A 21,165-nucleotide genomic window follows, 5' to 3' on the forward strand; every position below is an offset into this window, starting at 1 on the left:
GATCAGTCCCTCCTAGGCCCGGTACGGGTGGTCACGGTCCAGTGCGAGGTTGAGCCGGACGACGTTCACCACCGGCTCCCCCATGAACCCGAGCGCACGGCCGGTCTGGTCGTGCCGGACGGCCGCCAGCACCTGCGCCTCGGAGATGCCGCGCGCCTTGGCGATCCGCGGCGCCTGAAGCCTCGCGTAGGCGGGCGTGATGTGCGGGTCCAGGCCGCTGCCGCTCGCGGTGACGGCGTCGGGCGGCACCTGCGGCTTCGCGGGCGCGTTCCCTCTGACCGGGACGGTCAGGCCCGAGGCGAGGTCCTCGCCCGGCCTGGCGCACTCGACTCTGGTCCCCTTGTAGGCGGCGATGAAGGGCGCGGCGGGGCATGACTGGTTGGCGCTGACGACCCGGGTGGGCTTGGGGATGGTCCCGTCCGGGGCCCTCGTCCCGAACACCTTGAGGACCGCGCCCACCCCGTCCGGCGTGCAGTACGGCCGCCCGCCGTCCACGCCTTCGAGATCGCCGACCGCCTTGCTCCGCGAGCAGACCTGCGTGAGGAGGCTCTTCTCGGCCTCGACCCCGGTCGCCGGGACGGCGAGCGTGTCCAGGACGTCCTCGGGCCCGAGGTTGCTCGCGGCCGTCGAGGTCGGGTCGTAGCCGTCGCCGGCGGCCGAGGGGCGGCTCTGGAAGTACTGCCTGAGCGGACTCCCGTCCTTGCCGGTGAAGGACTGGCCGATGAGCGCGCTGCCCGCCGCCCTGCCGTCGGCCGTCCTCACGATGCTCCCGTCGGCCCGGCTCTTCAGCCCCGGGATCTGGGCGACCGCGAAGACGGCGAGCGGGTAGGCGACGCCGAGCACGACGGTGAGGACCAGCAGCGCTCGGGCCGCGGCCACGTGCTGGCGGATCCAGATTGGCATACGCATGTCAGGACATCCCCGGAAGGAACTGGACGATGAGGTCGATGATCTTGATACCGACGAACGGTGCGACGACGCCGCCGAGGCCGTAGACGCCGAGGTTGCGCGAGAGCAGCCGGGAGGCGTTGCTCGGCCGGTACTTCACCCCGCGCAGCGCCAGCGGGATCAGCGCGACGATGATCAGCGCGTTGAACACGACGGCCGACAGGATCGCCGACTGCGGGCTGGACAGCCGCATGACGTTGAGGGCGTCCAGGCCTGGGAAGAGCGTCACGAACAGCGCCGGGATGATCGCGAAGTACTTGGCGATGTCGTTGGCGATGGAGAACGTCGTCAACGCGCCCCGCGTGATCAGCAACTGCTTGCCGATCTTCACGATCTCGATGAGCTTGGTCGGGTCGGAGTCGAGATCCACCATGTTCCCGGCCTCCTTGGCGGCGGAGGTGCCGGTGTTCATCGCGACGCCGACGTCGGCCTGGGCGAGCGCCGGAGCGTCGTTGGTGCCGTCCCCGGTCATGGCGACGAGGCGGCCGCCCTCCTGCTCCTTCCTGATGAGGGCGAGCTTGTCCTCGGGCCGGGCCTCGGCCAGGAAGTCGTCCACGCCCGCCTCGTCCGCGATCGCCCTGGCGGTCAGCGGGTTGTCACCGGTGATCATGACCGTGCGGATGCCCATCGCCCTCATCGCGGCGAACCGCTCCCGCATGCCCTGCTTGACCACGTCCTTGAGGTGGATCACGCCGAGGACGCGTGCTCCCCCGCCGGCGGACTCGCCGACCACGAGCGGTGTCCCGCCGGAGGCGGAGATGCCGTCCACGATCTGGCCGAGCATCGGCGGCACGGTGCCGCCCTGCCGGCGGACCCAGTCGGTGACCGCGCCGGCCGCTCCCTTGCGCAGCGACCGCTTCGCGCCCTCGTCCAGGTCGACGCCCGACATCCGGGTCTGGGCGGTGAACGCCACCCAGTCGGCGTGGGACAGCTCCCCGGGCGTGCGCTCGCGGAGTCCGTACCGCTGCTTGGCCAGGACGACGACCGAGCGGCCCTCGGGCGTCTCGTCGGCGAGGCTGGCCAGCTGCGCCGCGTCGGCCAGTTCCTCCTCCGGCACCCCGGCGAGCGGGAGGAACTCCGCCGCCTGCCGGTTGCCGAGGGTGATGGTGCCGGTCTTGTCCAGCAGCAGGGTGTCGACGTCGCCCGCGGCCTCCACCGCGCGTCCCGACATCGCCAGCACGTTGCGCTGGACGAGACGGTCCATGCCCGCGATGCCGATCGCCGACAGCAGCGCGCCGATCGTCGTCGGGATCAGGCACACCAGCAGCGACACCAGCACGATGCCGGTGACCCCGTGGGCGTCCAGGGCCGGCGAGTCCGGCACTCCGGGATTGGCGTCCCTGGAGTAGATCGCCAGCGGCTGCAGCGTCGCGGCGGCGAGCAGGAAGATGATCGTCAGCGCGGCGAGCAGGATGTTCAGCGCGATCTCGTTCGGCGTCTTCTGCCGGCTCGCCCCCTCCACCAGCGCGATCATCCGGTCGATGAAGCTCTCGCCGGGCTTCTGCGTCACCTGCACCACGATGCGGTCCGACAGCACCCTGGTGCCGCCGGTCACCGCGCTGCGGTCGCCGCCGGACTCCCGGATCACCGGGGCCGACTCCCCCGTGATCGCGGACTCGTCCACGCTCGCGATGCCGTCCACGACGTCGCCGTCCGCCGGGATGATCTGCCCGGCCTCGACGACCACGATGTCGCCCTGCGCGAGCCGCGGTGCGGGGACCGACTCCTCCCGCACGTCCACGGCCGCGGGACTCCAGCCGACCAGGCGCCGGGCCGTCATGTCCCGCTTGGCCCGCCGGAGCGTGTCCGCCTGGGCCTTGCCGCGGCCCTCGGCCACCGCCTCGGCCAGGTTGGCGAAGACCACCGTGAGCCACAGCCAGACGACGACCAGCCATGCGAACCAGGTCGGATCGGTGGCCGCCAGAATCGTGGACCACACGGCGCCGATCTCGACGATCAGCATCACCGGGTTCCGCCACAGCGTCCGGGGGTCGAGTTTCCGGATCGCGTCCGGGAGGGACCGCAGCATCTGCCGCGGGTCGAGCAGGCCGCCCCGGACGCGGCCCGAGGGTTCGGGAACGGGTGACTGCGCGGGCGTCCGCGCGGTCTGCGTCGTGGACATCAGTGGATTCCTTCTGCCAGCGGCCCGAGCGCGAGCGCGGGCAGGAACGTGAGCGCGACGAGGACGACGGTGACGCCCGCGACCAGCCCGACGAACTGGGGCCGGTGCGTGGGCAGGGTGCCGTCCGATTCGGGGGTGTGCCCCTGGCGGGCCAGCGAGCCGGCCAGCGCGAGCACGAAGATGATCGGCAGGAACCGGCCGAACGCCATGCAGAGGCCCAGCGCCGTGTCGTACCAGACCGTGTTGACGGTGAGGCCGGCGAACGCCGAACCGTTGTTGTTCGACGCGGAGGTGAAGGCGTACAGGACCTCCGACAACCCGTGCGGTCCGGAGTTCAGCAGGCCCGCGCGGCCGCTCTCGGTCGCCATCGCCGCGGCGCTCCCGGCCAGCACGAGCGCGGGCGTGACCAGGAAGTACAGCGCGGCGAACTTGATCTCCCGGGATCCGATCCGCTTGCCCAGGTACTCGGGCGTGCGGCCGACCATCAGCCCCGCCACGAACACCGTGATCACGGCGAGGACCAGCATCCCGTACAGGCCCGCGCCCACGCCGCCGGGCGCCACCTCGCCGAGCATCATGTTGAACAGCGTCATCATGCCGCCGAGGCTGGTGTAGGAGTCGTGGAAGGAGTCCACGGCGCCGGTCGACGTCAGCGTGGTCGCCGCGGCGAAGACCGCGGAGTCGAGCACCCCGAAACGCGTTTCGGTGCCCTCCGTCGCCGCGCCGACCGCGGTCGGCACCGTGCCGTGGTGCATGCTCTGGAAGATCATCGTGAGCGAGACGCTCACCAGGGCGAGGACGCCCATGACCGCTGCGATCGCGTACCCCTGCCGCACCTGGCCCACCATGCGGCCGAAGGTCCGGGTCAGCGCGAACGGGATGACCAGGATCAGGAAGATCTCCAGCCAGTTCGTCCACGACACCGCGTTCTCGAACGGGTGCGAGGAGTTGGCGTTGTAGAAGCCGCCGCCGTTCGTCCCGAGTTCCTTGATCACTTCCTGGGACGCCACCGGGCCGCCCGTCAGCGTCTGGGTGCCCCCGGCGATCGTGTCCACCGTGTGGTGTGCCGGGTCCCAGAAGTTCTGCACCAGTCCGCCGGACACCAGGACGACGGCGCCGACGAAGGCGATCGGCAGCAGGATCCGCAGCGATCCCCTGGTCAGGTCGACCCAGAAGTTGCCGAGGTGATCGCTCTTGCGGCGCGCGAACCCGCGCACCAGCGCGACGGCCACGGCCATGCCCACGGCGGCCGAGACGAAGTTCTGCACCGCCAGCCCGGCCATCTGCACCAGATGGCCCATCGTCGACTCGCCCGAGTACGACTGCCAGTTGGTGTTGGTCACGAAGCTGACCGCGGTGTTCCATGCCTGGTCGGGCTTGACCGGGTCGAACCCCAGGCTGAGAAGGAGGTGGTTCTGCACCCGCTGGAAGCCGTAGAGGAACAGGACGCCGACGACCGAGAAGGCCAGAACGCCGCGCGCATAGACGCCCCACCTCTGCTCGGCGTCGGGATCGACCCCGACAAGCCGGTAGAGCACGCGCTCCACGCGCGAATGCCGGGTCCCGGAATAGACCCTGTGCATATAGTCGCCCAATGGCCTGTACGAAAGGGCGAGGGCGAGCAGGAGAGAGCCGAGGAAAAGGACCCCGGCGGCCGTCGGACTCACTAGAAACGCTCCGGGAAAAGAAGGGCCGCGACCAGGAAGGCGACCAGCACCACGGCCAGCGCCAGGCCGATTCCGTTCTCTACGGTCACAGTCGCTCGACCGCCTTCACGACCAGTGCGAACACGGTGAAGACCGCCACCGTGAGCAGGATGAACGCCAGATCTGACATCTCTCGGTTCCTTGGAAGGCGGCGCGCGGCCGCCATGGAGCGCCGGGTGCTCGTCGCACCCGCACCCGCTGTGGGGGTGCATCAGGAAGTAAACGGCACTTTCCCGGCATCTCCCCGAGCCGTTGACGCGTTCTTAGCGCGCAGGACGCCGCGCTTAACGCATCTTTAACGCCGCCGCATTCCGGCGTCCGCCGAGGGCGCGGTCCGGCTTCCTCGACCTGCCGCCGGCCCCTCTGCTCCCCCGCACCCGCCTGCCGGCTTCAGGCCCTTTCCGGCATCGCGATGAAGCGGTCGCTTTGCGGGACGGCGGTCACCGCTGGTCGAAAAGGCGGGTTCGGTGGGCCCAGGCGGCGGCTTCCAGACGGGTCGTCACCGTCAGCTTGGCCAGGATGTTCGACACGTGGACGCCGGCGGTCTTGGCGGAGATGAACAACCGCTCGCCGATCTGGCGGTTGCTCAGGCCGGCCGTCAGGAGTTCCAGTACTTCGAGTTCGCGGCCGGTGAGCCCGGCCGGGGTCTCCCGCCGGGCGGGTGAGGCGGTCGCGCCGGCGGGCAGCCGGGAGCGCTTGGCCAGCTTCTCGACCTCGGCGCGCAGAGGTGCCGCCCCGAGGTCGGCCGCGATCGCCGCCGCTTCGGCCAGGAGCACGGCGGCCTGCTTCCTGTCCCGGGCGGACAACGCGGCGCGGCCGGCGCGCAGCAGCGTCTCGGCCAGGGCGTGCGGCTGCTCCAGATCGCGCCATGCCGCCGTCGCCCGGTGCCACGCGTCGAGGCCGTCCTGCCACGTCTCGGCGTCGAACGTCACCCGGTACGCCCGCTGGAGCCGGCCGGTGACCGTGAGCTTCCCGCTCCAGGTGATCAGCCGCTCCATCGGGCCCCCGCCCCGCCGGTGGTCGTTCAGGCCCTGCGCGGCCGCGAGCAGCAGAGGCCAGCCGTACCGGGGGCTGACCAGCAGATCGTGGTCGTCCAGGACGTGGCCGATGATCGCGGTCACCGCGCCGGCGTCCTGCGTGACCCGGGCCAGCCTGCAGTCCAGCAGGTCGGGCTCCAGGCACGACTCCTCGCCGCGGCTGTTGCCGCGCAGGGCGGCCCTGGCCTGCCCGGCCGCCGCCCGGGCCCGGTCGAGGCGTCCCGTTCTGAGGTCGACGGTCGCCTGGATGACCCGCAGGTACGCCTGGTAGAGCGGCGGCGGCGCCAGACTCAGCGCGTTCCGGTCGACCTTGCTCGCCTCGGCCCAGCGGCCGAGCGAGAGCAGCGACTCCGCCAGGTTCGGCGCCAGGAGCGTGCCGCGGGTACGGCCCAGTCCCAGGCCGTCCGCGAGGGCCATGCCCTCTCGCGCGACCTGCGCCGCGCGGGCGTGCTCGCCGGCGGCCTCCAGGGCGTCCGACTCGGTGACCGCCACGAGGAGCCGGGTGTCATGCGCCCCGGCGTCGGAGGCGGCCGCGGCGGCCTGGCCGAACAGGTCGCTCGCGGTCGCCAGGTCCGCGTTCGCCGCGGCCAGCGCGGCGAGCGTGACGAGCGCCTTCGCCTGGACGACGCGGTCGTGGGTCCGTCGCCCGATCTCCAGTGCCTCCTCGGCCGACGCCCGGGCCGGCGCGAGCCGACGGTGGTTGCGCTGGGCGGTGGCCAGTTCGGCCAGCACCCGGCCGCGCACCGCCGTGGGCGGGGCGGGCGGCAGCAGCCGGGCGGCCCTCATCAGGTCGGGCAGCGGATCCTCGCCGTTGCGGTCGCGCAGCGCCGCCCGCGTCTCCAGCAGCGCGGCGGCGCGCTCGGGGTCGGGCGACCCGTCCAGCGCGGCGGTCGCCACCGCGATCCCGGCGTCCAGTTCACCTGCGTTCAGGCAGGCTTCGGCGGCCATCTCCATGACCGTGGACCGGTCGGCGCCGATCCGGTCCGGCAGGTCCGGCAACCGGTCCCACAGCCGCAGAACGCGGTCGAGCATGCGGTGGCGCTCCGCGTACGCGTACGCGCGGCCGGCCGACTCGGCGGCCCGCCAGGCGGCCTCGGCGGCGCGGGCGTCCTCGCCGGCCGCGTGCCAGTGCACGGCGATCTCGACCGGTGCGCGATCGGCGGGGACCAGCCGCCGGTCGGCGCTGATCGCCTCGGCGCAGCGCCGGTGGAGCCGTACGCGCTCGCCGGGCAGCAGCCCGTCGTAGACCGCCTCGCGGATCAGGTCGCGGCGGAAGGCGTACCCGCCCTCGACCACGTCCAGGAACCTCCGGCGCACGAGCGGCCGGAGCGCGTCCTCGAACTCCAGGTCGTCCATCCCGGTGAGCGCGGCCAGCAGGCCGTGGTCCACGGGCCCGGCCGCCACCGCGGCCGCGTGCACGACCCGCCGGCTCGGCTCGGGCAGGCGCTCGACGTCCGTCCGCAGCAGTTCGCGCAGCGACCGGGCCGGGGTGTCCCCGGCGTCCACCAGCGCCTCGACGAACAGCGGGTTCCCCCCGCTGCGGCGGAAGATCCGCTCCACCCGCGGCTCGTCGGGCTCGTGGCCGAGCAGCGCGCCGACCTGCTGCGCCACCGCGTCCCGGGGGAGCCCGGTCAGCGCGATCCGGTGGACGTTCTCCACGCGCGAGACCAGCGGCCGCAGCGGATGCGTGGCAGTGATCTCGTCGGGCCGGTACGTCCCGACCAGCAGCAGGCCGGGACCGCTGACGTTCTGCGCGAGGAAGGCCAGAAGTTCGCCGGTGGACCGGTCGGCCCAGTGCAGGTCCTCCAGCACCACGACCAGCGGCCGGTCGGCCGCACCGCCCTCCAGCAGCAGCAGGACCTCCTCGAAGAGCCGGGCACGGCCGAGGGCGCGGTCCGGATCCCCGTCGTCCTCGCCCAGCTCCGGCAGCAGCCGGGCCAGCCCGCGCCGGCCGCCGCCCGGAAGCAGGCTCGTCGCCGCGGGGACGCCCATCGCCCGCACCAGCCGGCGCAGGGCCGTCACGAAGGCACCGAACGGCGGCCCGTCGACGCCCAGGTCGGTGCACCCGCCCGCCACCGTGCGCGCGGAGGAGCCCAGTCCGGACGTGAACTCCCGCACCAGCCTGGTCTTTCCCATGCCGGCCTCGCCGCCGACGAGCACCACGGTCGCCGCATGCCGGGCCTCGCCGTGCGCGGTGAGCAGTGCCGCACGTTCCGGCCCTCTGCCCACCAGAACCGGGCTCACCAAACGGCTCGCCATGGCCACAGAATAGCCCGTGCCCGAAATCTAAAGAGAGGTCGCCGGTTCGCCTTGGGCATCAGCCCAATGTGCCCGGTCCCCGCGCCCGAGATCCTGGACGGACACCAGACCGAAAGGGACACCTCATGCGCATCCGTACGCACATCGCCGTCAGCGTCGACGGTTTCATCGCATCGGCCGAGGGGCTGCCCACCATCCTGACCGCGCCGGACTTCGAGTCCGGCGTCTCGCACGGCCATCCGGAGTTCATCGCCGACTGCGGCGCGGTGGTCATGGGCCGCAACACCTTCGCGCCCGCGGTCGGGTCGTCGCACTGGCCGTGGCCGAACCTGCGGGTCTTCGTGCTGACGAGCCGGCCTCTGCCGGAAGGGACGCCGGCCGAGGTCGTGTCCGCCTCGGACCCGGCCGAACTGCTCCGCCTCATGCGGGAGGCGGACTTCGCCGGCGACGTGCATCTGGTCGGCGGCCGGCAGACCGTCCAGGCCTTCCGCGACATCGACGCACTGGACGAACTCGGCGTGGTCGTCATGCCCGTCCTGCTCGGCGACGGCCTCCGTCTGACCCTGGAGAAGAGCGCCACCACCCCCCTTCAGCTCGCCGGCTCCCGCACCTTCCCGGACGGCTCCGTCGAGCACCGGTACACCCTGGTCCGCGACCGCGACTGACCCGGTGACAGGAGCGCGGGACCGCGGTGGCCCGTCGAACGGGCCGCTGCGCCGGCCGTCTCGGGAGCGTCCCGCCGTGTCGCCGATAAAGGCGTCACCGCAATCAACGCATGGCGCCGAGGGTGGTGACGGTAGCGGAATTCGGGTTATGTTGATCTCCAATTCCGCGCGGACGGGTCCACCTTTCCCGAAGATGTGACGGTGGTGCAGACATGGCCATGACCTCCGCGAACTACCGCGACCGCGGCTGGTGGCGGGACGAGACGTTTCTCGACGACCTCCGGCGGCATGTGCGCGACAGGCCGGGGAAGACGGCGGTGGTCACCCGGCGCCAGTCCGACAGTCGGACGCACCGGCTCGACTACGAGCGGCTCGCCGCCGCCGCCGACAGGTGCGCCGGCGCCCTGGTCGAGCTCGGGCTGCGCCCCGGAGACGTGTTCGCGGCCCAGCTCACCGACCGGTGGGAGCTCGCCGCGATCACGCTCGGCTGCATCCGGGCCGGGGTCGTGTACTGCCCCCTCATGAAGACCTACCGGCGCCGCGAGCTCGACGTCATGCTGCGCGTCACCGAGGCGCGGGTCCTCGTCACCATGGAGGAGGACAACGGCGACCGGCTGGGCGAACTGGGCGCCGAACTGGCCGCGGAGCTGCCGTCCCTGGAACGCGTGTTCGTCGCGGACGGCCAGGGGCCGGAAGGCACCGAGGACTTCGAGTCCTTCTTCTTCGGGACCGCATGGGAGGAGCGGCACGGCCACCTGCTCGACGAGCGGGAGCTCGGTCCCGACGACCCGTACCTGGTGCTGTTCACCTCGGGCACGACGAGCGATCCCAAGGGTGTCCTGCACAGCCAGAACACGCTGTACGCCGCCATTCGCGGCGAGGCGGAGACCTTCGGCCTCGACGAGACGCTCGTCATGTACACGACCGCGCTCTACACGCACTACACCGGTGTCGTGCAGGGCATGCTGATGCCGCTGGCGCTGGGCGGCACGATGGCGTTCCAGGACGCCAAGGACCCCGGTGACGCTCTCGACCTCATGGCCCGCCAGGGGGTCACGTTCTTCTACTGCGCGCCCTTCTACCTGCTGAGCCTGATCAAGGAGCAGCGGTCCGCGCCGCGCGCCCTGCCCGCGTTGGCGTGGCTGGTCAGCGGTTCCGCGCCGATACCCCCCTACTTCATCGGCGAGACCGAGAGCGTCTTCGGGCTCCGGTTGTACTCGCTGTGGGGCATGACCGAGAACGGGCCGGTGACGATCACCCGTCCGGACGACCCCGAGGACTGGGCCGCCCACAGCGACGGGAGCCCCATCTCCGACATGGAGCTGCGGATCGACCCCGTGTCGGACCGCACCGAGGGCGAGGGCGTGCTGTGGGTGCGGGGGCCGACGCAGTGCCTCGGCTACTACCGGCGGGACGAGCTGTACGCGGCCGACCTCGATGAGGGCGGATGGTTCAACACCGGCGACCTGGCCCGACCGGACGGTCGCGGCGGCATCCGGATCACCGGCCGGGCCAAGGACATGATCCTGCGCAACGCGAACATCGCGCCGGTCACCGACCTGGAGTCGATCATCGGCAGGCACCCCGGCGTGCGCGACGTCGCGGTCATCGGCCTTCCCGACGAGCACGAGGACGAGACGATCTGCGCGGTGGTGGCGCCGGTCTCCGCGACCGCCCCGGTCACCCTGGAGGAGTTGCAGAGCTCGCTGGACGAGGCCGGGATGACCAAGGCGTACTGGCCGCGGCGGCTGGAGCTCCTGGAGGTCCTGCCCACGACCGCGACGGGGAAGATCCGGAAGGAGGACCTGCGCCGGCGCTACTCGCGAGCGGAGCGGACACGATGACGGCCGCGGCGCCCGCGGCCGTCCGGCGTCACGTCACGACGCGGACCCGGGTGAGCCACCGGTTCAGTTCGAGGAGGTAGGACAGGCCGATCGCGGAGGTACGGGCGGTGATCGGGCCGGGCAGCGCGTCCAGGTCGGAGGTGACCGCCTGGCGGACCTTCGCCCGGTCCATGAGGTCGAAGAGCGGGGCTCCCGGTTCGTCGATCGTCTCGATGACCAGGTTCTTCAGCGTCTCGACGTAGCCGGGGTCCCGGCTGGCCGGGTAGGCGCTCTTGGGCCTGTTGACGATCTCCTCCGGCAGCAGGTCCGCGCACGCCCGGCGCAGCACCGCCTTCTCCGTCCCCCCGTCGGCCTTCATCTCCGCGGGCACGTTGAACAGGTACTCGGCGAGCCTGTGGTCGGCGAAGGGGACCCGCACTTCGAGGCCGACGGCCATGCTCATCCGGTCCTTGCGGTCCAGCAGCGCGCCCAGCCAGCGGGTCAGACCGAGGTAGAACACCTCCCGCTGCCTGCGTCCGGTGCGGTCCTCGCCGTCCAGGTGCGGGACCTCCCCCAGCGCCTCCCGGTAGCGGTCGGCCTCGTACTCCTCCGGCCGGATCGCGCGCCTCACCTCCTCGCGGAGCAGGAACTGCGGCTGGCGACGCGCGTACATCCAGGGAAACGACGTGTGCCGGACGTACCTGTCGTCGACCTGCCAGGTGTAGCCGCCGAACATCTCGTCGGCGGACTCCCCCGACAGCGCCACCGTGCAGCCTCCCCGGACCCCGCGGAACAGGTGGTACATCGAGATGTCGAGATCGCCCCAGCCGGGAAGGTCGCGCGCCCGCAGGCCGCGGTCGATCCCCTCGACGAGGCTGTCGGTTCCGACCTGGACCACGGAATGCTTGAGGCCGAGCCGGTCGGCGACCAGGCGCGCGTACGGCTCGTCCGGGCTGGGCCGCCACAGGTCGCTCCCCGGCCGGGCGGGCGCCGGGACGCTCACCGAGTAGCTGGTCAGCTCTCCCTCGAACTCGCGGGCGGCCAGGGCCGTGATCGCGCTGGAGTCGATCCCTCCGGACAGCAGCGTGCCGACCGGCACGTCCGCCACGACCTGGCGCCTGACGATGTCGGTGAGCAGGGAGCGGATCTCGGCCGTCGTCGTGCGGAAGTCCTCGGTGTGGGGCCGGGCCTCCACCTGCCAGTACCGGCTCTCGCGGCATCCGGAGGGGTCGGCGACGACGAGGCATCCCGGCTTGAGCTCCCGCATCCCGCGGTAGACGGCGTGGCCGGGCGTCCTCGCGCGCGGGACGGCCGTCAACTCGGCGAGGCCCTCCAGGTCCACTTCGGCCTTCATCTCGGGATGGGCCAGCAGCGCCTTGGGCTCCGAGCCGAAAATGATTCCGTCGCCCAGCCGGGCATAGTAGAGCGGCTTGATGCCGAGCCGGTCCCTCACCAGAAGCAGTTGCCGCGCGTGTTCGTCCCAGATGGCGAACGCGTACATTCCGTTGAGCCGCGTGACGAGATCCGCGCCCCACTGGAGATAGGCCGTCAGCAGCACCTCGGTGTCCGATCGGGTGCTGAACGACCAGCCGGCCGAACGCAGCTGCGCACGGAGCTCGTGGAAGTTGTAGATCTCGCCGCTGAACGTGATGACGACCGGCTCGCCGCCGCGCCCCTCGCGCAGCATGGGCTGCCGCCCGCCCTCGATGTCGATCACGGCGAGCCGCCGGTGGCCGAGTGCGGCGTGGCGGGAGAGCCACGTCCCCTCGTCGTCCGGGCCCCGCGGGGCCTGCGTTCGCGTCATGCCGGTCACGACGGGGCCCTGCTGGGAGAGGTCCCGCGTCCAGTCGGCCCATCCGGTTATGCCACACACGTGCGCTCCTTCCGTTGTCCTCTTGGTGGTGCGCGCAGATCAGGCGGAAAGGAGACGGCTCCGCGCGAACGCGAAGAGATCGGGAAGGCCGGCGTTGACGAACTCCCAATCGTGCCCGCCGGGCCGTTCCCGGTACCGGTGGGGAACGGAACTGGCCGCAAGGGCCTCGCGCATTCTCCGGTTCATGTCGATCATCCGGGGATAGTCGTCCAGGCCGACGTCGAGATGGACGTCGATCGGGTACTTCGCGTCCCGGTCCCGGACCGCGCGGTACGGGTCGTACTCGCGCCGGACCTCGCTGCCGACCGGCCCCCAGACGCGCTCGTGGTCCCTCGTGGTCGGCATGGCCAGCCTCTGCCCGTCCCGCAGGTGGCCGTAGGGATCGCCTTCGCGCAGGGGGGCCTCGAAGGCACCGGCGTTGCTGCACACGACCGAGAACACCTCACCGTGCCGCAGCGCCTGGTAGAGGGCCGCCGCCCCGCCCATGGAGAACCCTCCGATGCCTCGCCCGTCCCGGGACGCCACGGTGTTGAAAGCGTCATCGACGTGGCCGACGACCTCCTCCACCAGGTAGTCCTCGTAGCGCCGCCCCCGCGCGTCGTTGATGAACCACGAGCGTCCGGACTCGGGGAGGACCACGACCAGCCCGGCCGAATCCACAACGGTCGACAGATCGTCGCACTGGAGCCACGTGCTCCGGTTCCCTCCGAAGCCGTGAAGGAGGTACAGCACCGGAAAAGCTCGGCCGGCCGACGAGTACCTGGACGGCAGAAGGACGTTCACCGACTTCTCCCGGCCGATCGACTCGCTCCGCCAGGTCTCCGTCAGGACCTTCATCGCGGATCCGCCCGGGTCTCCCCCAGCCGCTTCCGGTCGATCTTCCCGGTGCCGGTGACCGGGAACGCGGTCCTGACATGGAACCGCTCCGGAACCATGTAGCGAGGGATCTCGGTCAGGCAGTGCCGGCGCACCGCGGAGACATCGAGCGGGGGCGCCTCGGGCACCAGGTACGCCTCGATGACCCGTTCCCCGGTGCCGTCGTCGACCGCGACGCACGCGGCCTCCCGGACATTGTCCGCGGCCGACAGGACCGCCTCGATCTCACCGATCTCGACACGGTGCCCGCGTACCTTCACCATGTCGTCCTCACGGCCGCAGAACACGTAGTTCAGCTCGTCGTCGAGCCGGACCAGATCCCCGGTCCGGTACGCGTCCAGCGGCTCGGCGCCGTCCCGGGGAATCCGCACCGTCTTCGCCGCCGTCTCGTCGTCGTCCCGCCAGTAGCCGAGCATCACCGAGTCCCCGGCGACGCAAAGCTCCCCGGACGCCGCCGGCTCGTGCGCCACCGGGCGTCCGGCCGCGTCGACGATGAACGTCGCCGCGTACGGGCAGGCACGTCCGATCGGCACGGGGTGCCGGCGCTCTTCCGTGACGTCCGACCCGCGGACGCGGTGGAAGACGCAGACGTTGGTCTCCGTCGGGCCGTAGAGGTTGTAGAAGTCCGCATCGGCGATGAGCGAGTGCAGTTGCCGGAGCCGGGCGATCGGAAACGTCTCACCGGCGAACAGGACGACCCGCAGCCGCGACCCGGCCAGCAGCCCGCTGTTCTTCGCGGCGAGCATCCGGGTCAGCGCGCCGGGGACCGAGTACCAGACGGTGATGCGCTGCTCGACGACGAACCTGTTGAGGGCGCCCCCGAGCCCGACCTGGCTCTCCGGCACCAGCACCACGCAGCCGCCCGCCATGCACGTCGCGAACAGATCCAGCACGGACAGGTCGAAGTGCAGGGGCGCGTGGCTGGAAACGCGGTCGGAGGGGCCCAGGCCGAATTCGGCGACCGCCCATTCCACGAACGCGCGAGCATTGCCATGGGAGAGCACAACGCCCTTGGGGACGCCCTTCGATCCCGAGGTATGGAGGATGAAGGCCGGGCCGTGGAGATCGGGGAGCGGTCCGCGCGCGTCTTTCGCCGGGACGGCGGCGAGCGCCTCCTCCCAGCCGATGACGGACGCGTCCGCCGCCGGGCCGACGGACACGATCCGGCAGGAGGAGTTCTTCCGCAGCCATTCGACCCGGTCGTCCTGGGCGATCACACAGGCGACCTCGCAGTGCGCGATGATGTGGCCGGCCCTCTTGAAGGGCGCACTCGGGTCGATGGGCACGTACGCCGCACCGGCCTTCAGCACTCCGTGAACGGCGATGACCGACTCGATCGACTTGTGCAGCCACAAGGCGACCCTGTCACCGGGAACGACTCCGCCGTCGATCAGCGTCCGGGCCAGTGCCGAGCTGCGCCGATCCAGCTCGCCGTAGGTGATCGCCTCGCCCTGGAACTCGACCGCCGGAGCCTCCGGACGCTTTGCGGCCCAATGGCGCAGGCAGTCGCCGAGACCGTTCACCTTTCCTCCCCGCCTCCCCCGGTGTCCGGCCAGGCGAGGCCGAGCTTCCCGGAGATGATCACTCGCTGCATGTCCGACGTGCCCGACGAGATCGTCATGCCGAGGGCGTCCCGGAGATTGCGTTCGGCGCGCCCTTCGGAGGAATAGCCGAGCGCCCCGTACACCTGCATCGCGCTGGTGAAGATCTCCGCTGCCGCCTCGCTCGCGTACAACTTGCCGACCTCGGGAAAGATGGTCGCCTGCGGGCCGTCGAGTTCCGCCGCGGCGCGGCGCACGAGCATGCGGGAGATCTCCCAGCGGATCCGCATGTCGACGATCCGGTTGGAGACCGATTGGTAGCTCCCGATGTGCTTGCCGAACTGGCGGCGCCGCCGGCAGAAGCGCGTGCATTCCTCGATCTCGCGCTGCATGACGCCGAGCCACGGTGCCAGGAGAAGCGCCCGCTCCCATGCCATCGTCCGCGCGAAGACGGCGGATCCCTGCCTCTCGGCACCGAGCCGCCGAGAGGCGGGAATCCGGCACGCGTCCAGCTCGACCTCTCCCCAGCGGGCGGTGCGAAGGCCCATCTTCCCGGCCTGCTCTTTCACCGAGACGCCGGGATCGCCCCGCTCCACCAGAAAGGCGGTGACGCCGGTGAATCCGAGCTCCGGGTCGACGGTCGCGTACACGATGAAGACATCGGCGACCGGCGCGTTCGTGACGTAGCGCTTGCGTCCGGTCAGAAGGTAGGAGTCGCCGTCGCGCTCGGCCGTGGTGGCGAGCGCCAGCGCGTCCGACCCGCTTCCCGGCTCGGTCATCGCGTTGGCCCCGATGAGGCGGCCGGCGGCGAGCTCGGGCAGGTACCTGCGCCGCTGCTCCTCGTCGCCGAACTTCCACACCGGCACCTCGACGGCCAGGATGTGGGCGCCGATCGCCATCATGAGGCCGTTGTCGAGGCAGCCGTGGCCGAGCCCCTCCATCGCGTGCACGTAGTCGAGGGGACCGCATCCGGATCCCCCGTACTCGGACGGCAGGATCAGGCCGAGCACGCCCTGTTCGGCGCAGCGCGACCAATCGTCGCGGCCGAACACCCCGGCCCTGTCCCGCTCGGTCACGTCCTTGCTCAGCGCTTCTTCGCCGAACGCGCGGAAAACGCGGTACAGCCCGTCCTGGCCACCGTCCCATTCGAACCGCATGGCTCTCCAATCCCCCAAGCGGGATGTCATGCCATATCGAGAATCGCCGGATGACCGCCTGCTTTACAACAGCGGCGTCACGGCCGTGTACCCGGCGACGCACGGGCTGCACATTGGCGTGACGGTGCCACTACCGCGCGGAATCGCAAGCGTCGCCCCTCCGGTCCGCCAGGCGGCCACGGGAAACCCGGCCGCGCCGCACCGATCGCTGTCATTGTGCATCCGTGAAGCGATCTTGAAAAGCCCAACTTCTGCCAAATGGGCTCTGCGGGGAGCTCCGTACGGCCTCTTGCGCCCCCTGGGCGCCTGTCGTACGGTACGGACCGTCAACCAATCGAAGCGGAAAACGTTCCGGCCATGGACGGCCCGCCACCGGTTCGTCGGCGAGAACCGAGGTTCGGACGGCCAGGTCGCCGGTAAACGATGCGCCGTTCCCCCTAGCGGGCACCCTCGATCCGCGAATATCGATTCCCGCCGAGCCGACTCGCCTTTACCTTTCCCGGGCCGACGCCCAGACGAGGTGCATGCCATGGATCGTGCCAACAACGTGGACCTGGCGGCGCGGATCAAAAGCATCATGATCCGCGTTCTCGATTTGGACATCACTCCCGAGCGGCTCGACGAGAAGGTCTCGCTCTACTCGCCGATCGTGGGAATGGACTCGCTGAGCCTGCTGCACACCCTCGTGGAGATCGAGAAGGAGTTCGGCATCGAGATCGACGACGAGGACGTCATGCTCGCGGAACTGAGGAACGTGGGAAGCCTCGTCGACATGATCAGCGGAATCATCGAGGCGGAGGGCGGAAAAGCGTAACATGCGCGAGGCTTTCGAACTGGACCGGGACCGGGTTCCCACGCACTGGTACAACATACTCGCGGACCTTCCGATCGAGGTGCCCCCGGCGCGGCCGGCTCCGCCGAGAAGCGGCGACGCGGCGCCGCTGCAGCCACAACTGCCGTTGTCGATGTACCGCCAGAGCATCGGCCGTGAACGCTACGTCGAGATCCCCGGCCCCGTTCGGTCCGAATACCAGCGCTGGCGCCCGACGCCCCTTTTCCGCGCGTCCAGGTTGGAGAGCGCCCTCGACACCCCGGCGCACATCTACGTCAAGTACGAAGGCACGAGCCCGTCCGGCAGCCACAAGATAAACACCGCGCTCGCACAGGCCTTCTACTACGGCAGGTCCGGCGTCAGGGAGATGGTGACGGGAACCGGCGCGGGCCAGTGGGGCACCGCGCTCGCGATGGCATGCCACCCGTACGGCATGGCGTGCACCGTCTTCATGGTGCGGTCCAGCTACGAGCAGAAGCCGTACCGGGGCACCCTGATGCGGTTGAACGGCGCCGAGGTCATCCCGAGTCCCAGCACGAGGACGGAGGTGGGCAGGGCCGCCCTGCGCGCCGACCCGCGGTCGCCGGGCACCCTCGGGATCGCGAACGCCGAGGCGATCGAGTACGCGAACGGCCGGAGGGAAGCACGCTTCTCGATCGGCAGCGGAGAGAACCACGTCCTGATGCACCAGACGGTCATCGGTGAGGAGGCGCTGCTGCAGATGAAGCTGGCAGGCGAGTTCCCCGATGTCGTGATCGGCGCCATGGGAGCGGGCAGCAACTTCGCCGGCCTGACCTTCCCCTTCTACCGGGCGGCGCTGACCGAGAACACCGGGACGCGGTTCCTGGCGGTCGAGCCCGACGCGTGCCCCAAGATGACCAGGGGCAGCTACATGATGGATTACACCGACTACTCCGGTGTGACTCCCGCGGTCAAGATGTACACCCTCGGGCACACGTTCACGGCCTACCACATCCACGCCGGGGGGCTGCGCTACCACGGCGCCGCCCCGATCGTCAGCGCGATGTACGACCACGGCATGGTGGAGGCGGCCTCCTACTCCCAGAGCCGCGTCTTCGAGAGCGGCGCCGCGTTCGCCAAGGCCGAGGGGCTCGTTCCCGCCCCCGAATCGGCCCACGCCGTCGCCGCCGCGATCGACGAGGCGGTACGAGCGCGCGAAGAGGACCGGGAGCGGGTCGTCCTGGTCGGTCTCAGCGGCCATGGGCTGCTGGACCTCGGCGCCTACGAGAGCCACCTCTCCGGAGAGACCGTCGACGTCGCTCCCACCGACGAGGAGATCAAGGCGTCCCTGCGCCTCATCGAATCGCTGTGACGCCCGCGTGCCGCGCGGTGCCGATCAGGGGGCGGCCGGGAACGGGCCGGCGCGGCCGAGCAGGGCCGGGACGGGCTTGCCGAGGCGTTCGCCCAGCCAGGCCGCCGTCTCGGCGACCGCGGACATCCGGACGCCGGTGTCGACGCCCGAGCGGTCCAGGGCGTACAGCAGATCCTCGGTCGCGATGTTGCCGGTGGCGGCGGGCGCGAACGGGCAGCCGCCGAAGCCGCCGGCGCTCGCGTCCAGCGCGCTCACCCCGCAGTCGAGCGCGGTGAGGGCGTTGGCGTAGCCGGTGTTGCGGGTGTTGTGGAAATGGCAGCGCAGCGGGACGCCGGGGGCGATCCCGGCGGCGCCCGTCAGCAGCGCGCGGACCTGGGCGGGGACGCCGACGCCGATCGTGTCGGCCACGGCGATCTCGTCGGGTTCGCTTTCGGCGACCCGACGGACCAGGTCGAGCACGCGGCTCGCGGGGACCTCGCCCTCGAAGGGGCAGCCGAATGCGGCGGCGATCGTGACGGTGCGGCGGACGCCGGCGGCGCGGGCGTCCGCGGCGATGGCGGCCCAGGCCGCGGCGCCCTCCTCGACCGTGCAGCCCTGGTTGCGGCGGCTGAACTCGTCGGTGGCCACCACGACGACGTTGATCTCGTCGACGCCGGCGGCCAGCGCGCGGTCGAGCCCGCGCCGGTTGAGGACGAGCCCCGCGTAGCCGACGCCTTCCGGCCTGGGGAGCCGCTCCATCACCGCCTCGGCGTCGGCCATCTGCGGCACCCGCTTCGGGTTCACGAAGCTGACGGCCTCGATCCGCCGCAGTCCCGCCTCGACGCTGCGCTCGATGAGCCGCACCTTGTCGGCGGTCGCGAGGACCGCGGACTCGTTCTGCAGCCCGTCCCGGGGCGCCACCTCGATGAGTTCGACCATGAGCTTCCTTTGTATGCAATCTGGAGTCATCTGCAGGATTGTCCTGGGAAGTCTCTTGTGTCAAGGCTCACGTTCCGCCTATGTTGCATGCAATCGACCGAGGGAGGTTCGGATGGTCCGTGCCGTGGACCGTGTCTACACACGGCTGCGCGCCGACATCCTGGCCGGCGTCCACCCACCCGGGGCACGACTCGGCGAGGCCGAGCTGGCCGAGGCCACCGGCTCCAGCCGGACGCCCGTCCGGGAGGCGCTGCGGCGGCTGGAGGTCGAGGGCCTGGTGGAGGTCCTGCCGCACCGCGGCGCGCGGGTCCCGGACTGGACGCCGGAGGACCTGGAGGAGATCTACGACCTGCGGATGCTGCTGGAGAGCGCCGCCGCGGGTCGCGCCGCCACCCGCGTGACCGCCGCGGACCTGGACCGGATGGACGAGCTGTGCCGCCTGATGGAGGCGGCCGTCGAACCGGGCCCCGGCCAGGACCTGGACCGGGTCGCCGAGTTCAACGCCGAGTTCCACGACATTGTCCGCGCCGCCGCCTCCAGCGGCCGCCTCGTGTCCATGCTCAACGCGGTGGTGCAGCTCCCGCTCGTGATGCGGACCTTCCACCGCTACTCCCCCGCCGACCTCGCCCGCAGTTCCGCGCACCACCGGGAGTTGGCCGCCGCGCTGCGCGCCCGCGACGGGACGTGGGCCGAGTCGGTGATGCGGGCGCACGTGCTCGCCGCGAAGGCGGTGCTCCTGCGCGCCGCCCGCGCCCCGGACGGCCGGGACGATCCGAGCAAGCGGAACGACCCGAGCAACCGGAACGACGACACGGAAACGAGGACCGGCTAGATGTCAACGCACGACGGCGCCGCGCCGGACGCCAGGGGCCCGCTCGCCGACCTCCGCGTCGTGGAGATGGGGCAGCTGCTCGCCGGACCGTTCTGCGGCCAGCTGCTCGGCGACTTCGGCGCGGAAGTGATCAAGCTGGAGTCGCCCGGCGCGGGCGACCCGATGCGCCAGTGGGGGCGGGAGAAGCCGCACGGCAAGTCCCTGTGGTGGCCGGTGGTCGCCCGCAACAAGAAGTCGGTGACCTGCGACCTGCGCACCCCCGAGGGCCAGGACCTCGCCCGGCGGATCATCGAGCGCGCCGACATCGTGGTCGAGAACTTCCGGCCCGGCACGCTGGAGCGCTGGGGCATGGACTTCGACCGGCTCCGCGAGACGAACCCCGGCCTGGTCCTGGTGCGCGTGTCCGGGTTCGGGCAGACCGGCCCCTACGCCCCCCGCGCCGGGTACGGGTCGATCGGCGAGGCGATGGGCGGCATCCGCTACGTGACCGGCGATCCCGGCGGAGCGCCCGCCCGCGCCGGGATCTCGCTGGGCGACTCGCTGGCGGCGGTGTTCGCCACGATCGGCGCGCTCGTCGCCGTCCACCACCGGAACGCCACCGGACGCGGCCAGGTCGTCGACTCGGCCATCTACGAGGCGGTGCTGGCGATGATGGAGTCGCTGCTGCCCGAGTGGGCGGTCGCCGGGTACCAGCGCGAGCGGACCGGGTCCGTGCTGCCCAACGTCTCGCCCAGCAACGTCTACCCGACCGCGTCGGGCGAGATGATCCTGATCGCCGCCAACCAGGACACCGTGTTCGGCCGGCTCGCCAGGACGATGGGCAGGCCCGGACTGAGCGCCGACCCCCGGTACGCCGGGCACGCCGACCGGGGCCGGAACATGGCCGAGCTCGACGAGATCATCTCGGCCTGGTCGGCCCGGATCGAGACGGAGGACCTGCTGGAGCGGCTGCACGCCGGCGGCGTCCCGGCCGGCCGCATCTACACCGCCAAGGACATGTTCGACGATCCCCACTTCGCCGCCCGCGAGGCGATCGTGCGCCTCGTCCACCCGGACTTCGGCGAGCTCCCGATGCACAACGCGTTCCCCAGGCTCAGCGAGACCCCGGGGTCGGTCCGCCGGCCCGGCCCCGGGCTCGGCGAGCACAACCGGGAGGTCTACGGCGGCCTCCTGGACCTACCAGAAGACGAGATCGCCGCGCTGTCGGAGCGCGGCGTCATCTGAGCACAGCACCAGGAGAGCA

Annotated in this window: 16 protein-coding genes; 6 read left to right on the plus strand and 10 right to left on the minus strand. The window is 71.3% G+C overall.

Going from position 1 to position 21,165, the window contains the following annotated elements; genetic code table 11:
* Nucleotides 1–12 precede the first annotated feature (12 nt).
* The 5 genes from AB0H37_RS26680 to AB0H37_RS26700 form a co-directional block, all read right to left on the minus strand.
* Nucleotides 13–903, minus strand: a complete 891-nt coding sequence (locus AB0H37_RS26680; RefSeq protein WP_360615993.1) for a potassium-transporting ATPase subunit C — start codon at nucleotides 901–903, stop codon at nucleotides 13–15.
* A gap of 7 nt (nucleotides 904–910) precedes the next feature.
* The gene (gene kdpB / locus AB0H37_RS26685) at nucleotides 911–3,070 is read right to left on the minus strand and encodes a potassium-transporting ATPase subunit KdpB (RefSeq protein WP_360615964.1); all 2,160 of its coding nucleotides are present in this window, start codon (nucleotides 3,068–3,070) and stop codon (nucleotides 911–913) included.
* Nucleotides 3,070–4,737, minus strand: coding sequence for a potassium-transporting ATPase subunit KdpA (kdpA, locus tag AB0H37_RS26690; RefSeq protein WP_329089777.1), 1,668 nt, complete (start codon nucleotides 4,735–4,737; stop codon nucleotides 3,070–3,072). The genes kdpB and kdpA overlap by 1 nt, the downstream gene beginning before the upstream one ends.
* Complete coding sequence (gene kdpF, locus AB0H37_RS26695) at nucleotides 4,737–4,826, minus strand: K(+)-transporting ATPase subunit F (RefSeq protein WP_229810772.1); 90 nt, start codon at nucleotides 4,824–4,826, stop codon at nucleotides 4,737–4,739. The genes kdpA and kdpF overlap by 1 nt, the downstream gene beginning before the upstream one ends.
* Before the next feature lie 390 nt (nucleotides 4,827–5,216).
* Nucleotides 5,217–8,072 (minus strand): AAA family ATPase, encoded by a 2,856-nt coding sequence (locus tag AB0H37_RS26700; RefSeq protein ID WP_360615966.1) that lies wholly within the window; start codon nucleotides 8,070–8,072, stop codon nucleotides 5,217–5,219.
* Between the two features lie 125 nt (nucleotides 8,073–8,197).
* Between AB0H37_RS26700 and AB0H37_RS26705 the strand changes: the two genes are divergently transcribed.
* Both AB0H37_RS26705 and AB0H37_RS26710 read left to right on the plus strand, forming a co-directional pair.
* Entirely contained in the window at nucleotides 8,198–8,737 is a 540-nt protein-coding gene (locus AB0H37_RS26705) for a dihydrofolate reductase family protein (protein WP_360615968.1), read from the plus strand.
* A gap of 212 nt (nucleotides 8,738–8,949) precedes the next feature.
* Nucleotides 8,950–10,581 (plus strand): AMP-binding protein, encoded by a 1,632-nt coding sequence (locus AB0H37_RS26710; RefSeq protein WP_360615970.1) that lies wholly within the window; start codon nucleotides 8,950–8,952, stop codon nucleotides 10,579–10,581.
* Between the two features lie 28 nt (nucleotides 10,582–10,609).
* Here the strand turns inward: AB0H37_RS26710 and asnB are convergent, their stop codons facing one another.
* From asnB to AB0H37_RS26730, 4 genes are read right to left on the minus strand one after another with little or no spacing between them, the layout of a single operon-like run.
* Complete coding sequence (gene asnB / locus AB0H37_RS26715) at nucleotides 10,610–12,433, minus strand: asparagine synthase (glutamine-hydrolyzing) (RefSeq protein ID WP_360615972.1); 1,824 nt, start codon at nucleotides 12,431–12,433, stop codon at nucleotides 10,610–10,612.
* 39 nt (nucleotides 12,434–12,472) lie between these two features.
* On the minus strand, nucleotides 12,473–13,270 hold the full coding sequence (locus AB0H37_RS26720; RefSeq protein WP_360615974.1) for an alpha/beta hydrolase family protein: 798 nt from the start codon (nucleotides 13,268–13,270) through the stop codon (nucleotides 12,473–12,475).
* Nucleotides 13,267–14,832 (minus strand): amino acid adenylation domain-containing protein, encoded by a 1,566-nt coding sequence (locus tag AB0H37_RS26725; protein ID WP_360615976.1) that lies wholly within the window; start codon nucleotides 14,830–14,832, stop codon nucleotides 13,267–13,269. Before AB0H37_RS26725 ends, AB0H37_RS26720 begins: the two co-directional genes overlap by 4 nt.
* Complete coding sequence (locus AB0H37_RS26730) at nucleotides 14,829–16,007, minus strand: acyl-CoA dehydrogenase family protein (protein WP_329089762.1); 1,179 nt, start codon at nucleotides 16,005–16,007, stop codon at nucleotides 14,829–14,831. Before AB0H37_RS26730 ends, AB0H37_RS26725 begins: the two co-directional genes overlap by 4 nt.
* 529 nt (nucleotides 16,008–16,536) lie before the next feature.
* Here AB0H37_RS26730 and AB0H37_RS26735 point away from each other — a divergent pair.
* Nucleotides 16,537–16,821: an acyl carrier protein gene (locus AB0H37_RS26735; RefSeq protein ID WP_329089761.1), complete on the plus strand. Its 285-nt coding sequence runs from the start codon at nucleotides 16,537–16,539 to the stop codon at nucleotides 16,819–16,821.
* Between the two features lies 1 nt (nucleotide 16,822).
* Nucleotides 16,823–18,172, plus strand: coding sequence for a TrpB-like pyridoxal phosphate-dependent enzyme (locus tag AB0H37_RS26740; protein ID WP_329089760.1), 1,350 nt, complete (start codon nucleotides 16,823–16,825; stop codon nucleotides 18,170–18,172).
* A 24-nt stretch (nucleotides 18,173–18,196) separates the two neighbouring features.
* Here AB0H37_RS26740 and AB0H37_RS26745 read toward each other — a convergent pair whose 3' ends face one another.
* Nucleotides 18,197–19,090, minus strand: coding sequence for a hydroxymethylglutaryl-CoA lyase (locus AB0H37_RS26745; RefSeq protein WP_329089758.1), 894 nt, complete (start codon nucleotides 19,088–19,090; stop codon nucleotides 18,197–18,199).
* A 112-nt stretch (nucleotides 19,091–19,202) separates the two neighbouring features.
* Between AB0H37_RS26745 and AB0H37_RS26750 the strand changes: the two genes are divergently transcribed.
* Both AB0H37_RS26750 and AB0H37_RS26755 read left to right on the plus strand, forming a co-directional pair.
* On the plus strand, nucleotides 19,203–19,922 hold the full coding sequence (locus AB0H37_RS26750; RefSeq protein ID WP_329089756.1) for a GntR family transcriptional regulator: 720 nt from the start codon (nucleotides 19,203–19,205) through the stop codon (nucleotides 19,920–19,922).
* Nucleotides 19,923–21,146, plus strand: a complete 1,224-nt coding sequence (locus tag AB0H37_RS26755) for a CoA transferase (RefSeq protein ID WP_360615979.1) — start codon at nucleotides 19,923–19,925, stop codon at nucleotides 21,144–21,146.
* Nucleotides 21,147–21,165: the final 19 nt, after the last annotated feature.

This window comes from Actinomadura sp. NPDC023710 (assembly GCF_040639875.1).
Classification (GTDB): Bacteria; Actinomycetota; Actinomycetes; order Streptosporangiales; family Streptosporangiaceae; genus Spirillospora; species Spirillospora citrea.

Bases quoted from the DNA above. Each gene is read 5' to 3' on its own strand.
- AB0H37_RS26745 (WP_329089758.1), bottom strand. From the start codon at position 19,090: ATGGTCGAACTCATCGAGGTGGCGCCCCGGGACGGGCTGCAGAACGAG.
- AB0H37_RS26730 (WP_329089762.1), bottom strand. From the start codon at position 16,007: ATGCGGTTCGAATGGGACGGTGGCCAGGACGGGCTGTACCGCGTTTTC.
- AB0H37_RS26710 (WP_360615970.1), top strand. From the start codon at position 8,950: ATGGCCATGACCTCCGCGAACTACCGCGACCGCGGCTGGTGGCGGGAC.
- AB0H37_RS26755 (WP_360615979.1), top strand. From the start codon at position 19,923: ATGTCAACGCACGACGGCGCCGCGCCGGACGCCAGGGGCCCGCTCGCC.
- AB0H37_RS26750 (WP_329089756.1), top strand. From the start codon at position 19,203: ATGGTCCGTGCCGTGGACCGTGTCTACACACGGCTGCGCGCCGACATC.
- AB0H37_RS26705 (WP_360615968.1), top strand. From the start codon at position 8,198: ATGCGCATCCGTACGCACATCGCCGTCAGCGTCGACGGTTTCATCGCA.
- AB0H37_RS26735 (WP_329089761.1), top strand. From the start codon at position 16,537: ATGGATCGTGCCAACAACGTGGACCTGGCGGCGCGGATCAAAAGCATC.
- AB0H37_RS26680 (WP_360615993.1), bottom strand. From the start codon at position 903: ATGCCAATCTGGATCCGCCAGCACGTGGCCGCGGCCCGAGCGCTGCTG.
- AB0H37_RS26700 (WP_360615966.1), bottom strand. From the start codon at position 8,072: ATGGCGAGCCGTTTGGTGAGCCCGGTTCTGGTGGGCAGAGGGCCGGAA.
- AB0H37_RS26740 (WP_329089760.1), top strand. From the start codon at position 16,823: ATGCGCGAGGCTTTCGAACTGGACCGGGACCGGGTTCCCACGCACTGG.
- kdpB (WP_360615964.1), bottom strand. From the start codon at position 3,070: ATGTCCACGACGCAGACCGCGCGGACGCCCGCGCAGTCACCCGTTCCC.
- AB0H37_RS26720 (WP_360615974.1), bottom strand. From the start codon at position 13,270: ATGAAGGTCCTGACGGAGACCTGGCGGAGCGAGTCGATCGGCCGGGAG.